Source organism: Nonomuraea sp. NPDC049624 (assembly GCF_040675255.1).
Taxonomy (GTDB): domain Bacteria; phylum Actinomycetota; class Actinomycetes; order Streptosporangiales; family Streptosporangiaceae; genus Nonomuraea.
The window spans coordinates 315,608-331,398 of the sequence record NZ_JBFAOR010000004.1 but is presented as its reverse complement, the minus strand read 5'-3'; the positions used below and the strand labels follow the sequence as shown (position 1 = coordinate 331,398).

At 73.1% G+C, this 15,791-nt stretch carries 6 protein-coding genes; all 6 read right to left on the bottom strand.

Going from position 1 to position 15,791, the window contains the following annotated elements; translation table 11 throughout:
• Positions 1–5 precede the first annotated feature (5 nt).
• Positions 6–9,506 carry a calcium-binding protein gene (locus tag AB0J76_RS17875; RefSeq protein ID WP_364389918.1) on the bottom strand — a complete coding sequence of 3,167 codons (9,501 nt, stop codon included), beginning with the start codon at positions 9,504–9,506 and terminating at the stop codon, positions 6–8.
• Between the two features lie 112 nt (positions 9,507–9,618).
• On the bottom strand, positions 9,619–10,152 hold the full coding sequence (gene mug, locus AB0J76_RS17870) for a G/U mismatch-specific DNA glycosylase (RefSeq protein WP_352326760.1): 534 nt from the start codon (positions 10,150–10,152) through the stop codon (positions 9,619–9,621).
• Between the two features lie 31 nt (positions 10,153–10,183).
• On the bottom strand, positions 10,184–11,584 hold the full coding sequence (locus tag AB0J76_RS17865) for a sugar porter family MFS transporter (protein WP_352326761.1): 1,401 nt from the start codon (positions 11,582–11,584) through the stop codon (positions 10,184–10,186).
• 85 nt (positions 11,585–11,669) lie between these two features.
• A complete protein-coding gene (locus AB0J76_RS17860; RefSeq protein ID WP_352326762.1) occupies positions 11,670–11,795 on the bottom strand; it encodes a hypothetical protein in 126 nt (41 codons plus the stop codon).
• 67 nt (positions 11,796–11,862) lie between these two features.
• Positions 11,863–14,322 (bottom strand): polynucleotide kinase-phosphatase, encoded by a 2,460-nt coding sequence (locus AB0J76_RS17855; RefSeq protein ID WP_352326763.1) that lies wholly within the window; start codon positions 14,320–14,322, stop codon positions 11,863–11,865.
• Positions 14,306–15,787 (bottom strand): 3' terminal RNA ribose 2'-O-methyltransferase Hen1, encoded by a 1,482-nt coding sequence (locus tag AB0J76_RS17850; RefSeq protein WP_352326764.1) that lies wholly within the window; start codon positions 15,785–15,787, stop codon positions 14,306–14,308. The genes AB0J76_RS17855 and AB0J76_RS17850 overlap by 17 nt, the downstream gene beginning before the upstream one ends.
• Positions 15,788–15,791 lie beyond the last annotated feature (4 nt).

The following is a 15,791-nucleotide window of genomic DNA, read 5'->3' as shown; positions in this document are numbered from 1 at the left end:
CCTGATCAGCCCGCGCAGGCCACGGGCGAGTCGAAGTGGCCAGGTGAGGTGGGATAGGGCGAACCGCTGTCGCCCGAGGCCGGGACGGCCACCTCCCGCGACCCCGACGGGTCGCCCGCGCTGCGGCCCGCACCCGCGCCCCAGGCCACCTTGGCCAGGAAGTCGAGCATCGCCGGGGAGTGCTGGCGGACGATGTTGTGTCCGCCGTTGGCCGGGCCGCAGTGGGTGTAGAGGTTGAAGCCGCCGTTCCAGTCGATCATCTTGTCGCCGGGGTTGGGCCCGTTGGCCGTGCGGTCGCCCTGCAGGACGTCGCGGTCCGCGCCGCCGTACTGCCAGTCCACGCCCTGGTGGTGCTGGTCGTCGGCGGTGGCGGCGTTGTCCTTGTCGGTCATGCGGAACCACGCGCACGGGTCCACCACCGTGGTCAGCTCGCCTTCCGGCATCTTGCCGGGGGCGCACGAGCCGGGGTAGGAGCCGCGCGGGTTGTAGTCGAGCAGGTCCGCGCCGGCCCCGCCGAAGACGTGGTCGACGAAGCGGTCGCCGGCGCCGCGGGCGGCCGGGTCGAACACGCCGCCCGACAGGCAGTCCGCGGTGGCCGCGTCCAGGGCCGGGTCGCAGCCCTTTCCGCCCCACAGCAGGTCGTCGCCGTCGCCGCCGAACACCTCGTCGCCGCCGCTGTCGCCGTTGACCAGGTCGTCGCCGGCGCCGCCGTGCATGCTGTCGCGTCCGGGGCCGCCGCGCATGCGGTCCGCGCCGCCCTTGGCGAAGCCGTCGTGCGGCATGGCGGCGGCCGTCCAGGTGTCGCCGTCGGTGTCGTGCAGCAGGTCGGTGCGGCGGTCGTAGGTGCCGGCCTGGAAGCCCTTGTAGGTCTCCTTCGGCGGGGCGTTGAGGCTGACGGTGAAGCCGAGCCGCTGGGCGTCGGAGGCGTCGATGCGCTCGTTCAGCACGCCGCCGCGGTCGCCGAGCATGGCGTCCTCGCCCGCGCCGCCGGACAGGTCGTCGTCGCCCAGCTCGCCGAACAGGTCGTCGTCGCCCTGGCCGCCGTGCAGGGTGTCGTCGCCGTCCTGACCCCACAGCGCGTCGTCGCCGTCGTCGCCGTACAGGTGGTCGGCGCCGTAGGAGCCGGCAGGCTCGCAGGTGGCCTGGGCCTGGGTGCAGAACCGGGTCGAGTCGCCCGGCAGGGCCGGGTCGTGGCTGCGTACGCGGGTCGCGTCCGCGGGCGCCTGGCCCGCCGGGTAACGCTCGGTGTAGACCTTCTCGGCGTTGCCCGTCACGGTGCGGACGAGCGAGCCGTTGTCACCGAGCAGGACGTCGGCGCCGCCGTTGCCCTCGATCGCGTCGGCCGCGTCGGGGGCGGCCTGCTTGGCCGAGCCGCCGATCAGGTCGTCCTGACCGGGGGCGCCGTCGCCCTCCAGGTCGGCGGGGCCACTGGCGTCGCCCCTCCAGCCGGGGTCGGCGAGCGGTTGCGTGGTGGTGTGGGCGGACTCGGCCGTCAGCGGCAGGTCGCCGCGGATCTGGTCCTTGCCGTCACCGCCCTCGGCGTAGTCGCCGTGGCCGCCGCCGGACATCTGGTCGTCGCCGCCCTGCCCCCACAGCACGTCCACCCCTGCCCCACCCGATATGCGATCCCCACCCGAGCCGTCGCTCAGGAGGGTGACCGCGCGCGGGGTCATCGGGGCGCCCGCCGAGCCGATGCGGACGGTGGCCCTGGCCGGGGTGCCGGTCAGCGTCACCACGGCGTTGTCACCGGCCACGACGTCGTCGCCGGGGCCGCCGTGGAGCGCGTCGGCGGCGTCGTCGATCGTGGTGTGGCTGCCGCCGACCAGGTCGTCGTCGCCCTGGTCGCCCTCGACCCAGTCCACGCCCGCGCCGCCCTCGGCGTAGTCGTCGCCCTCCTGGCCGCGCAGCCGGTCGGGGCCGCCCTGGCCGAAGATCGCGTCGTTGCCCGCGCCGCCGTCGGCCACGTCCGGGCCGGAGCCGCCCGCGAGCAGCTTCACCTGGTGCGCGGCCGTCTGCCCCGTCCGCACGGCGACCGAGGTCGCCGACGGGCCTTCCGCGGCCGACGCGTCTTCCTTGGCCGACGGGCTTTCCGTCGCGGATGTGCCCTCCTTGGCCGACGGGCTTTCCGTCGCCGACGGGCCTTCCGTGGTTGACGGGCTCTCCGTGGTTGACGGGCCTTGCTTGGCTGACGTGCCTGCCTTGGTGGAGGTCAGGGTGGCGTTGTCGGCGGCGATCACGTCCGGGCCGTCGCCGCCCAGCAGCGTGTCGCCGCCGTCCGGGTACGCGCCCGAAGCGCCGCCCACCAGTTCGTCCTCGCCCGCCTCGCCGTACACCTCGTCGCCGCCGACGCCGCCCTCCAGGTGGTCGTCGCCCGCGTCGCCGTGCACCTCGTCGGCGCCGATCCCGCCGTGCGCCCGGTCGGCGCCGTCGCCGCCGTGGATCACGTCCGGGCCGCCGGCCTCCTCCGGGGTGCCGTCGAGGTCGAACGGGCCGTCGGCGTCGCCGTTGTCGCCGATCAGCTGGTCCGCCCCGGCGTCGCCGTACAGGAAGTCTCCCTTGTCGTCCTTGCCCGCCGTACGGGCGCCGCCGATGACCAGGTCGTCGCCGTCGCCGCCGAACGCGCGGTCCTGCCCGGACTCGCCCACGACGGTGTCGTCGTGCGCGCCGCCGTACAGGGTGTCGTCGCCGGAGCCGCCGGTCACCTCGTCGGCGCCGTCGTCGCCGAGCGCCGTGTCGTCGCCCGAGCCGCCCGAGACCCGGTCGTCGCCCGAGCCGCCGGACAGGCGGTCATCGCCGCGTTCGCCGCAGAGCACGTCCTGGCCGCCGCCGGCCTCGACCCGGTCGGCGCCGCCGCCGGCCGACACGGTCTCCTTGCCCGCGCCGCCGATGATCAGGTCCCGGCCGTCGGCGGCGCCGTCGTGCTCCTCGCACGGCTCGTCCCGCCGGCGGTCGCCGAAGACGGTCGCGCCGCCGTCGCCGCCGACGACGTGGTCGTTCCCGTCGCCGCCGGACAGCTCCTTGGCCGAGGGCTGGACTCCCGCGGGCAGCGGCAGGTGACGCACCTGCCTGGCCGGGCCGAAGTCGTCGCGGCCCTGGGCCTCGCCGACGTCGGACGGCTCGGCGATCACCCAGTCGTCGCCGGGGCCGCCGGAGATGTCGTCCTTGCCGTGGCCGCCCGCGAGCACGTCGTCCCCGCCACCGCCGATGATCTGCACGGCCTCGCCGGGGGCCGAGTGGCCGGCGACCAGGTCCACGCCCTGACCGCCGTACACCTTGTCGGCGCCCGCGCCGGTGTCGACGTAGTTCGGCCCGGAGTCGGCGGGTCCCGCCTCGTCGCGGCCGATCTTCTCGCGCGGCCCGGTGTAGATCTCGTCGGCCGCCGAGCCGCCGGTCAGGGTGTCTGCGCCGGGGCCGCCGACCAGCAGGCTCGGCTGCGCGCGGAACCGCGGCGAGGGGTCGGTGGCGGCCAGCGGGCTGTCGGAGGCGACGGCGATGGTGTCGTTCCCGCCGTTGCCGTACAGCTGGTTCGCGCCGAGACCGGCCGCGATGCGGTCGCCGCCGTCGGCCGGGCCGTCGTCCGGCGCGCCGGGCAGGTCGTCGCCGGTCCAGTCGGCCACATCGACGTCGCCGACCTTGCGGGTGGCGGGGGTCAGGCGGCCGTCGCCGGCCACCCAGCCGCCCGCGCCGCCCATGGTGACGTAGTCGTCGCCGGGGCCGCCGGCCACGATCGCGGCGGGCCCGTCGTACTGGTCGCCGCTGGTGATCTGGTCGTCGCCCTTGCCGCCGTCGATCACGTTGCGGCCGGCGCCGGCCAGGATCAGGTCGTCGCCTTCGCCGCCGAAGGCCACCACCGTCCGGTCGAACGGGTGAGCTCCGGCGGTGTCGTCGCCGTACCCCTGGAAGACCAGCCGCAGCGCGCCCTTCGCGCCCCGGCCGTCGGCCAGCACCCGCGTCAGGCCGGACGCGCGGTGCTCCTCGCGCACGCCCAGCGCGCTGACCACGAAGCCCTCGTCGCCGGGGAGCTGGCTGACGGTCCACTGCTCGGCGTCGTCGCCCGGCTTGGCGGTGCTGCCGCCTCTGGCCTTGCGCATCGCGCCGACGTGCAGCACCAGGGCGTCGCCCGCCTCGGTCGCGAGCTTCGGCGGGTCCTCGTCGCACTTGGGCCGGACGGAGAAGTCGAGCAGCTTGGCCTCGACGATGGTCCAGTCGAACCGCTTCTTGAAGATCGAGATGCCCACCTCGACCCACGCCTTCAGGTAGACCTTCAGCTCACCGTCCAGGGAGAACAGGCACAGCGGGTTGCGCAGCAGGACGTCGGCGAACTCGAAGAACCTGAACTTGCCGTCGTTGGTGGGGTCGAGCCAGTTCATGGCGACGGTGAGGAAGATGCCGCCGCTCACGCCCGCCTTGACCAGCACCACGTCGACCGCCGCGCCCGCCTCCAGCCGCCCGGTCAGGGAGATCGCCGGCAGCGGTCTGCCCTGGTCGTCGGTGGTCTTCAGGTAAAGGCTGTCGAGGACCTGGAGGTCGACCTTGCCCTGCTCGATCGCCTTGCGGATGCCGTAGGTGTCGAAGCCCGCCCTGATCTGGGCCTCGACCCCGGCCGTGCCGGAGATGACCACCATGATCGGCGGCGGCGACCAGACCGGGCCGAAGGACTGGCTGTAGGAGAAGCCGAGGCGCAGCGGCCCGGAGTCGAACGCGACCAGCTCCACGTCCTTGCCCATCAGCAGGCTGAAGATCGACCGCCCGGCGTTCTGCAGCACGGGGAAGCTGAAGCCCGCCTTCGCGGAGTGCTCCATCGGCCCCTGCGCGTCGGCGGCGGCGGTCCTGCCCTTCCCGCACGACCTGGCGCCCTGGTCGAGCGCGGCGAACAGGTCGTCCGTGGCGGGCGCCACGTCCTTGATCAGCGAGTCGGCGACGTCGGGCGAGTTCTCGGTGTTCAGCGCGCGGTCACCGGCCACGGTGAAGCTGCCGATCGGGATGCGCAGCTCTCCCTGGCAGTCGGGCAGCGACGTCACCAGCCTGCCGACCTCGATCATCCGCTCGATGAACTTGGTCGTGCCGCCGCCCGCGACCGTGTTGTACTTCTTGGCGATCGTCATCAGGTTCACCTCGCCGCCGCCCGCGGCCCTGCTCAGGTCCGACAGCACGGGGATGGGCGCGTAGAGCTGGTCGATCACCGGTTTGACCGGGTCGGTGACCTTCTTGACCTGGGTCACCACCGGGCCGAGCACGCTCCGGAAGAAGTCGCCGGCCTCCAGGTTCACGTTGTTGAAGGCGATGTTCAGGTTCGCCGGATCGGGCGAGCCGCCCTTGGTGAGGTCCCAGTCCAGGTCGAAGTCGCCGTACAGGCCGGGGAACATGGCCGAGCCGGCCGTCACCTTGAAGCGCCAGTCCACGGCGACCTTGGCGTTCAGCGATGTCTCCACCAGGCTGCCGGCGTCGGCGAGCTGGTCCAGGCCGATCCGGCCGACCGGCTTGAAGCCGATGGTGAAGGCGCCCGCGAACAGGTCGGGGGCGTTCTGCTCGCGGTTCTTGAGCGTGACGTCGAGGATCGCCAGCCTGGCGTTGATCTCGTCGGGCAGCGAGACGTTCACGCCGACGGTCGCCCGCGGCCGGTTGGCCTCGCCGGCGTCGACGTAGAAGCCGCTGGTCCGGTCCAGGCCCACCATGACCTCGGCGTGCCAGCCGAGCTCGGCCCGTACGCCCTTGCCCTTGCCCTGCTTCAGCGCGAGGCCGGGCACGCCGACGTCGAGCGGCCGCTCCACGCCCAGGCAGTCCTTGACGCAGCCCTGTTCGGGATCGACGTCGCCCTTGCCGACGCTGACCTTGAACGCGATGCCGGTCAGCTCGGTGCCCTTGGCCGCGTCGCAGGCCTCGGGCTTGGCGGGGTCGGGGACGGGCGCCTGCACGCAGGTGATCACCGGCTGCACGCCCGGCCCGACCTTGGGCGCGAGCTCGTCGTTGTACCACTTGCGCAGGTCGCCGCCGGTGGGCACCTTGCCGCCGTTCGGCAGCTTGGCCAGGGCGGCCTTGATCTCCTGGCGCTTGGCGCCGACGAAGTCGGCCCCCTGCTGGAGGTCGGCGCCGACCATGGGCAGCCGGCCCTTGCCGGAGGCCATGCGCATGCCGGTCTCCAGGGCGGTGAGGTAGCGGTCGATGCCGTCGCCCAGGTTGGTCCAGTCCAGCTCCAGGCCGGGAGGCAGGGTCGAGAAGTCGAAGGAGGGCAGCTCCAGCCGGTTCACGTCGCCGGGCAGCTTCTTCGTCAGGTCGAACATCTCGGCCAGCGGGGCGGACCTGGGCAGCCGCAGCACGAGCGCGTGCTTGCCGTCCGCGGTGAGCGGCGCGCCGTTGAGGTAGGCGGGCAGGACGGCGCACAGCGCCAGGTCGGTGTCGTCGCGGTGCGGGTCGCGGTCGCAGGCGACCGGCTCGCTCGTCTCGTTCAGCGCCAGGTCGAGCCCGGAGAAGAACGCGGCGGGGGTCACCGCGTCCTGGGCCTCGCCGCCGTAGCGCAGGGTCATGCCGTAACCGAGCCTGGCCTGCAGCGGGTCGTCGCCCTCCTTGCCGAGCGCCAGCGGCAGCGGGCCGACGTCGGCCTGGACGGTGCCGTCGAGCTGCGCCTTCGCCTGGAGGTCGAGGCCGGAGTCGGTCTCGACGAGCAGGTCGCGGGCCGGGTCGAAGCCGCGCTTGAGCGCCACGCGCAGGCCGAGGCGCACCTCGCCCTCGACGGCGGCGTCCAGCGTGGCCGAGCCCTTGGCGGCGACCAGGCTGCTGTCGCCGAAGGCGAAGCGCAGCGGCTCCTGCACGGCCGCCTTCTTGTCGTAGGCCAGCGACAGCCGCAGGGCGCCGTCCTCGTAGCCGATGCGCACCTGGCCGCCCAGCGCCTTGTTCAGCTCGGCGACCAGCGCCTGGACGGTGTCCGGCGGCGCGGCGGTCAGGCGGTCGATCGCGTCCCGCAGCGGCGAGCGCAGCGCGTAGGCGGCGCCCGCCTCGGGCACGGCCTGGCCGAACTTCTCGGCGAAGGACAACGTGTGCTCGCCGCACGCGGTCGCGACGGTCAGCACCCGAGTGCCGACGGCGACGCGGCGGCCGACGTGCGCCTGGGTGAACGTGCGCCTGGGGTCGGTGACGTAGGCGTTCTCGTTGCCGCAGGCGCCGTCGCCGTAGACGACGCCGGGGCCCGAGCCCGTCTCCTCCGCGGCCACCAGGTCGGACAGCGAGCGGCCGAGCAGCGGCAGCTTCGCCGTCATCGCCTCGTTGACCGGCCCGGCGCCCTTGACGCCGTCGAGGTACGTGGCCACCGCGCCCAGGGACTTGATCAGCGCGCCGAACAGCGCCTGCGGGTTGTCGGGGTCGAAGGCGAAGTCCTTGACCTTCCCGATCTGGTCGAAGCCGCGGAAATCGACGGTGGCGGGCTTGCCGAGGTCCGGCATCTCCACCTCGCCGGTGACCTTCCCGCCGAAGAAGTCGGCCAGGCCCGGCACGCCCAGCGTGAGCCGTGCCTTGGCCACCGCGTCCACCTGGGAGGTCAGGACGTCGCCCGGCTTGCTGGCCAGCCGCTCGAACAGCCGGGTCAGCGGCACGTCGCCGAGGTCCTTGAGCCCGACCTTGACCAGCTCGCCGCCGTTCCTGCTGCCCATGGTGAGGTCGCCGGTGATCTGGACGCCCAGGTAGCCGGCGACGGCGTTGACGTTGACCGAGGAGAGCACCGACACGCGGGCGCCGAACAGGTCGCGGCCGGTCCGCAACATGATCCGGTCGGCGGCCCTGGGCAGCTCGTTCACCACGGTGGCGCTGCCGTCGGCGTTGACGTGCTTGTACGGGCACGCCTTCTGCTGCCCGTCCGGCCGCTGCGCGCACCCCTGGCCCGTCACCGGGTCGCTCAGGTCGAGCACGACCGTGGCCGAGGCGTGGTAGCCGCGCATGACGCCCGCCACCGCGGCGGTCGCGTTGGCGCGGTCGAGCCCGGCGGCGGCCTTGAAGGTGTCGCCGAAGGCGATCTGCCCGATCATGGGGTCGTTCGCGGAGATCCGGTACGGCGCGCCCGCGGCGGGCACGCCCCCGCGCCAGCCCTCCTCGGCGAGGGTGACGGTGTCGGCGGTGTTGCCGGCCACGATGCCGCTGGACGTCCCGGCGGTGACCGTGCGCCCGGCGAACTGCCCCGGCGTCCACTTCTGCCCGGCGTGCCGCAGCGTCTTGGCCTCGTACGTGACGCCCGCGCCCGTCCCGCTGACGGTCTGCCCCACGGGGTTGAGCGGCTCGGGGGCCTGGTTGACGGTCCGGTCCACGACGACGGTGAAGGCGATCTTCTTGGCGGCGTCGTCGTAGCCGGCGTCGGCCACCTTGATGATCGCGCCGCCGGGCAGGCCGCGGGCCTTGCCCAGCGCGGCGAACAGGTCCTGGATCGAGGTGAAGGTGGGCCGGCCGGTGTTGCGGTCCACGCTGGCGGCGGCGAAGGCGTGGATCGCCTCCGACACCTGCACGGCGTCGGCCAGCGAGCCGCGCATGAACGGCAGGTCGAGGTCGCCCTGCCCGTCCCAGCGGGCGCGCTGGGCGGCGGTGACGGCGTTGGCCAGGTGGGTCAGGCCGTCGAGCAGGTCCTTGGGCGTGAGCGTCTGGAAGCGGCCGAGCCGGTCCAGGTCGGCCTGGGTCACGCTGACGGCCGGCCCGCCGGTGGCCAGGTCGGGCCAGCTCGCGTCGATGGTCGCGGCGGCCCCCTCGACCTGGGCGCCGGCGAACGGCTGCGCGGTGACCTGCAGCCTGGCCGCGGCCGAGCCCTTGCGGGCGAAGCTGAACAGGCTTTCCGAGCCCAGTTCCGAGGTGTCCAGCCTGCCGTTGCCGTCCGGGTCGGCGGCGGTGGCGGCGAACTCGGCGTCGACGGAGAGCGTCGAGGCCGCCGAGAGGTCGACGCCGAGGATGCCGAAGGCGGCGGTGGGCCTGGCCCCGGCGGCGAGCCTGCCCTCGGCCCGCACGGTCATGGCGGCGTCCTTGGCCAGCCAGGCGGACTTCGTGGCCGGGTCGTAGGCGAAGGGCAGCTTGGCGGTGAGCTTCAGCGTGACGTCCACGCCGCCCGAGGTGGTCAGCGAGACCTTGGGCTGGGCGCTGCTGACGGAGATCGGGCGGCCGGCCGCCGTCCTGGTGACCTCCAGGGTCAGGTCGAGCCGCCTGATCCCGTTCTGCGTGCTCGCCTTGGCCAGGAGCTTTCCTGCGCGGGGGCCGGACAGCTCGTACTCGTCCTGGAGGTCGTCCAGGGTGGTGAGGCCCTTGAGCTTGTCGTGGACGGCCACCTGGAACAGGTCGTTCAGGCCCAGGGCGTCCTCGCCGCCGGGCACCAGGCCGACGAACGGCAGTTGCTCGCCCATCGGGCCGAGCGTGGCCAGGCCGCCGCTCGCGACCGTGAACCGTTCGACCGCTGACAGCAGCGCCGCGGTCTCGGCGTCCGGTGCCGCGGACGCGACGGCCGGTGGCGGCACGGCCGCGACCAGACCCACTAACAACGCCAATGCGCAGACCACGCGCGACAATCGCCGGCTTGCCACCAGACCCCCCAGTGCGAAGACACAACGAACCGGGTACGTATCTAGCGATCAAGGCTTGTGCGTGACTTGGAACCGGCTACAAGCGCAGGTCAGGGACGGTCGGTTCCGGCCCCGGGCGCAGCGAGGCGCGCAGGCGGGCCATCTCCCCGGCGATCGTGGCGACGGTCCAGTGCGCGTTGAGCCCGCTCGGGTTCGGCAGCACCCACACGCGGGCTCCGCCGACCTGCTCGGGCTGGGGGCCGATGACCGCCTTGGGCCGCGCGAAGGCCGTCCGGTACGCCGAGATGCCGAGCACGGCCAGCACCTGCGGCCCCAGCTCGCCCACCTTTTCCGCCAGCTGCCGGCCGCCCGCCACGAGCTCGTCCCTGGTCAGCTCCGCCGCCTTGGCGCTGGCCCGGGGGACGATGTTCGTGATGCCCAGCCCGTACGAGGGGAGCAGGTGCTGCTCGGCCGGGGTCAGCAGGCGCGGCGTGAAGCCGGACAGGTGCAGCGCGGGCCAGAACCTGTTGCCGGGCCGGGCGAAGTGGTGGCCGGTGGCCTCCGACATCAGGCCGGGGTTGATGCCGCAGAAGAGCACGTTCAGGCCGGGACCGAGCACGTCGACAAGCACGTGCCGGAGATTAGCCCACTCCGCGGCGTGGTCAGCCCATGTCTTCCAGCTTGCGGCCCTTGGTCTCCTTGACCCATTTGCTGACGAAGAAGAAGGACAGCGCGGCGAACAGGGCGTACATGGCGTAGGTGAGCGGCAGGTTCCACTCCGACAGCGCCGGGAACGAGACCGTGATCAGCCAGTTGGCGATCCACTGCGCCGCGGCGGCGACGCCGAGCGCGGCGGCGCGGATGCGGTTGGGGAACATCTCGCCGAGCAGCACCCAGACCACCACGCCCCACGACAGGGCGAAGAACAGCACGAACACGTTGGCCGCGACGAGCGCGATCGGCCCCTGCGGGCTGGGCAGCGAGACCACGCCGCCGGCCTCCCGCGACGCGCTGAACGCCCAGGCCGCGGTGCCCAGCGCGATCGCCATGCCGGCCGAGCCGACGAGCAGCAGCGGCTTGCGCCCGATCCGGTCGACCAGCGCGATCGCGATGAACGTGCCGATGATGTTGATGATCGAGCTGGAGAAGCTGATCAGCAGCGAGTTGCTCTGGTTGATGCCCACCGACTGCCACAACACCGACGAGTAGTAGAAGATCACGTTGATGCCGACCAGCTGCTGGAACGCCGACAGGATGACGCCCACCCAGACGATCGGCAGCAGGCCGAGCGCGCTGCCGCGCAGGTCCTTCAGCCCCGGCACGCGCTCGGTCCGCAGCACGTGCTGGATCTCGGCGATCCGGGCGTCGAGGTCCACGTCGTCGCCCTCGACCTCGGCCAGCACCTCGCGGGCCTTACGCGACCGTCCCGACATGATCAGGTAGCGCGGCGACTCGGGGATGGTGGAGGCGAACAGCAGGTAGAGCAGGGCCGGGACGGCGCAGGCGCCCAGCATCCACTGCCAGGCCTGCAGCCCCCACAGGTGGTTGTTGACGTCGCCGCCGGCCAGCTCGGCGATCAGATAGTTGACGAGCTGCGAGACCGCGATGCCGAGCACGATGGCGAGTTGCTGGAACGAGCCCAGCCGCCCCCGGTAGGCGGGCGGCGCGACCTCGGCGATGTAGGCCGGACCGAGCACCGACGCCATGCCGATCGCGAAGCCCGCGATGACCCGCCACAACCCCAGGTCCCAGATGGCGAACGGCAACATCTGCCCGATCGAGCTGACGGTGAACAGGCCGGCGGCCACCTGCATCGACCTGGTACGCCCCCACCGGTCGGCCAGCCCGCCGCCGATCCAGGCCCCGAGCGCGGACCCGAGCAGCGCGATGGCCACGACGAAGCCGATCTGGACCGCTCCCACGTCGAAGTGCCGCTGGATGCCGGTGACCGCGCCGTTGATGACCGAGCTGTCGTATCCGAACAGGAACCCGCCGATGGCCGCCGCCGCGGTGATGAAGACGACGTGGCCCAGATGCTCCTGATGGGTGTACCGAGTTGCCATACAGGTCCCTTCCCCGTGATCGGGGACCTACCCGGAGATCACCTGTATAGCGCGGCGCTTACCCAACCTTGCCACAAACCGGACGTCACGCCCGGGTCAGCCAGAAGACCGCGATCACGACGACCGCCACCACCACCGCCACGGCGTACCGCAGCAGCGCGCGCCCGAGAGCACGCCGGACGTAGCCGGGACGGTGACGATCGGCGGTCATCACGTTCTCCTTCGCTAGGTTGGGCTCCTGCTCGGGAAAGGCTCCCGCACGGGGACGGGGGCCGGGGTCACAGGCGCGGGTCCACCGGCTCGGACTCCAGGGCGAGCACCGCGAAGACCGGCTCGTGCACCCGCCAGCCCGCCTCGCCGACCGCCAGGCGCGACAGCGCCTCCAGGCCGAGGGCGTACTCGCGCAGCGCGAGCGAGCGCTTCTTGCCCAGGAAACGGCGGCGCAGCACGTCGAGGGACTCGGTGTAGTCGGGCCCGTAGATGATCCGCAGGTACTCCCGGCCGCGCACCTTCACGCCGGGCTGCACCCGGCCGGGCACGTACGTGGCCGGCTTGACCACCATGCCCTCTCCCCCGGCGGCGGTCAGCTCCTCCCACCACGCGGTGGCCGCGGCCCTGGACTCCGGCGAATCCAGCGTGACCGACACGTTCCTGGTCGGCGCGATCAGCGGCGAGTCGAGCAGCGCCAGCGTGGACAGGTGCCAAGCGTGCGGCTGCAGCGCCGTGGCCCGTCCCTCGCAGGCCAGGATCTGGAACGGCGCCAGCCTGATGCCGTCGAGACCGTCGACCGGCCAGCAGTAGCGCGCATAGGCGTCGCGGAACAGGGCAGCGTTCTCGGAGCGGCGTCGGGTGCGGGTCAACAACCCACCCACATCCAGCCCGCGTCCGGCCGCCGCTTCCAGAGCCGTGACGGCCTCGGGCAGCGCGGCCCGTGCGGCGGCGCCGACGGAGGCGTACTGCGACCTGATCAGCTCGCCCGCCTTGGCCGACCAGGGCAGCAGCTCGCAGTCGAGCACGACCCAGTCGGAGCCCAGCTCCTCCCACAGCGGCTCGCAGGCCGCGCGCACCGCCTCGACCAGCGGCGTCATGTCCCGGAAGAACGGCCGTCCGGTACGCGTGTAGACCGCGCCCGTGCTGCCGTCGGCCACGCCGAACCGGGCCGCGGCGACCTCGGGCGTCCTGGCCAGCACGGCGACGGCGCGCGAGCCCATGTGCTTCTCCTCGCACACGACCTCGCTCACCCCCGCCGCGGCGAACTCCTCGAACGCCTCGTGCGGGTGCTCCAGGTAGCCGTCGAGCCTGGACGTCTCCGGCGGCGCCATCGTCGGCGGCAGGTAGACCAGCCAGCTCGGGTCGACCGCGAACCGGCTCATCACCTCCAGCGCGGCGGCCGCGTTCTGCTCCAGCACCTTGACCCGGCCGCCGAAGCGGGTCTCGACGTGCCGGGTGCCGATCACGTCGCCGACGTCGAGCATGCCCGGCTCGCGGGCGGGCTCGCCGAGCGGCTTGGTCGGCTCGTACCAGACCTGCTCGGCCGGCACCTGGACGATCTCGCGCTCGGGGTAGCGCAGCGCGGTCAGGTGGCCGCCGAAGACGCAGCCGGTGTCCAGGCAGATCGTGTTGTTGACCCACTCGGGGGTGACCGTGGGCGTGTGGCCGTAGACGACCATGGCCCGGCCGCGGTACTCGTCGGCCCACGGGTAGCGGACCGGCAGGCCGTACTCGTCGGTCTCGCCGGTGGTGTCGCCGTACAGGGCGAAGGCGCGCACGCGCTTGGAGGCGCGGCCGTGGTAGGACTCCTTCAGTCCGGCGTGCGCGACGACGAGCCGGCCGCCGTCCAGGCGGTAGTGGCTGAGCAGGCCGTCCATGAACGTCCGGGCCCGCTCGGCGAACTCGGGCGGCCCGGCGGCGAGCTGGTCCAGCGACTCGCGCAGGCCGTGGGCGACGGTGACCTTGCGGCCGTTCAGCGCGCGCACGAGCTTCTGCTCGTGGTTGCCGGCCACGCAGAGCGCGGTGCCCGCCTCGACCATGTCCATGACCAGGCGCAGCACGCCCGGCGTGTCGGGCCCGCGGTCGACCAGGTCGCCGACGAACACGGCGGTGCGGCCCTCGGGGTGGGTCAGGCCCTGCCAGCCCAGCTTGGCCAGCAGCCTCTCCAGCTCCGAGCGGCAGCCGTGCACGTCGCCGATGATGTCGAACGGGCCGGTCAGCTCGGTCCGGTCCGACCACGCCTTCTCGTAGGTGATCTCGGCGTTGTCGATCTCCTCCAGGCCGCGCAGCACGTGCACCCGCCGGAAGCCGTCGGCGGAGATCTTGGACAGCGAGCGGCGCAGCTCCTTGCGCTGGCGGATCACCACGCCGGGGCCGAAGTCGCGGTCAGGACGCGCGGCGTTGCGCTCGATCGCCACCTCCTCGGGCGTGTCCAGCACGATGGCGTCGGCCAGCACGTCGTGCTTCCTGGCCAGCTCGATGAGGCTCTTGCGGGCGGGGTACTGGACGTTGGTGGCGTCCACGACGGTGAACAGCCCCCTGGCCAGGCGGACGCCGACGATGTGGTGCAGCAGGTCGAACGCCGCGGGCGTGGCGGCCTGGTCGTTCTCGTCGTCGGACACCAGGCCGCGGCAGAAGTCGGAGGAGATGACCTGCGTGGGTTTGAAGTGCCGGCGCGCGAAGGTGGACTTGCCGCTGCCGGAGACGCCGACGAGCACCACGAGCGACAGCTCAGGAACGCTGATCACGGGTGAAGACTCCCATCTGGGTGGGCGGGCCGACCTCGGGGTCGTCCTCGCCGACGGGTTCGACGGCGACGTGGTAGCCGTACCGGGCGGCCACCTGGCCGGCCCAGGCGGCGAACTCGGCCCGCGTCCACTCGAAGCGGTGGTCGGGGTGGCGCAGGCCGGTCAGGAACTCGTAGCGCACGTTGTGCTCGATGTTGGGGGTGGTGACGAGCACGTGGTTCGGGCGGGCCCGGCCGAACACGACGCGTTCGAGCGCGGCCAGCCGCGGCGGGTCGACGTGCTCGACGACCTCCATGAGCACGGCGGCGTCGTAGCCGGCCAGGCGCTTGTCGGTGTAGGTGAGCGCGCCCTGGAACAGGGTGAGCCGGGCCCGCTTGCTGTCGGGCATGCGGTCCAGGCGCAGCTTGCGGGCGGCGATGGTGAGCGCCAGGGAGGAGACGTCCATGCCGGCCACGCGCGCGAACCTGGGCCTGGCCAGCAGCGCGGCGACCAGCTCGCCGTGCCCGCAGCCCAGGTCGATCACGCTGACCGCGCCGAGCTCTTCCAGCTTGCGCAGCACGGCCTCGCGCCGCAGCGTGTTGAGCGGCCGCGCCTTCCGCACCGCGCCGGCCCCCTCGGCTTCGGCGGCGGCTTCGGCGGCGGCTTCGGCGAAGGCGGCCTCGTCGGCCGCGGTCTCCCCGGCGGGGGCCTCCTCGGCGAGCGCCGGCTCCAGCTCCTCCTCGGTCTCGTCGCCCAGCTCGGCCAGCCTGGTCAGCGCGGTGCGGGCCAGCGCCCAGCGCCGCCCGAAGTAGCGCCGGGCGATCAGCCCGCGCTCCGGGTGCCCGCCGAGCCAGCCCGCCCCCGCCCTGACCAGCTTGTCGATCTCGTCGGAGGCCATCCAGTAGTGCTTGCCGTCGTCGAGCACGGGGAGCAGCACGTAGAGGTGGTTGAGCGCGTCGGCCAGCAGCAGGGTGCCGCGCAGGGTCAGCCGCACGTACCGGGACTCGCCCCATTCGGGGAAACCCTCGTCGAGCGGCAGCGTCTGCGCCTCCACCGCCCACCCCAGCGGCTCGAACAGCCGCCGGGCCAGCTCGGGGCCGCCCCGGCAGGGCAGCGCGGGCACCCGGATCTCCAGCGGCAGCGGGGTGCCCGGCAGCTCGGGACGGGCCTTGCAGCGGCCCGCCCGCGCGGTGCGGAAGACGTCGGCGAGCGCGACGGCCAGCAGCGAGGAGGCCGCGTACGGTCGATCGTTGACGTACTGCGACAGGCTGAAGTCGGGCGAGTTGCGGCCGCGCGAGCGGACCAGCGCGATCGGGTCGACCTCCAGCAGCAGGGCCGCCGTGCAGCGCTCCTCGCCCGCCTCCGGGTAGAACACCGTGGCCGTGCCGAACGATTGGCTGAACTCCTGCACGCGCTCGGGATGCTTGTGCAGGAGGAAGCCCAGGTCGGTGGCCGGCGCGGCGGTGGTCGTGATCGTCAGCAGCACGTCC

Excerpts from the sequence above, each read along its gene's own strand:
- AB0J76_RS17865 (WP_352326761.1), bottom strand. The coding sequence starts at position 11,584 with ATGGCAACTCGGTACACCCATCAGGAGCATCTGGGCCACGTCGTCTTC.
- AB0J76_RS17860 (WP_352326762.1), bottom strand. The coding sequence starts at position 11,795 with ATGACCGCCGATCGTCACCGTCCCGGCTACGTCCGGCGTGCTCTCGGG.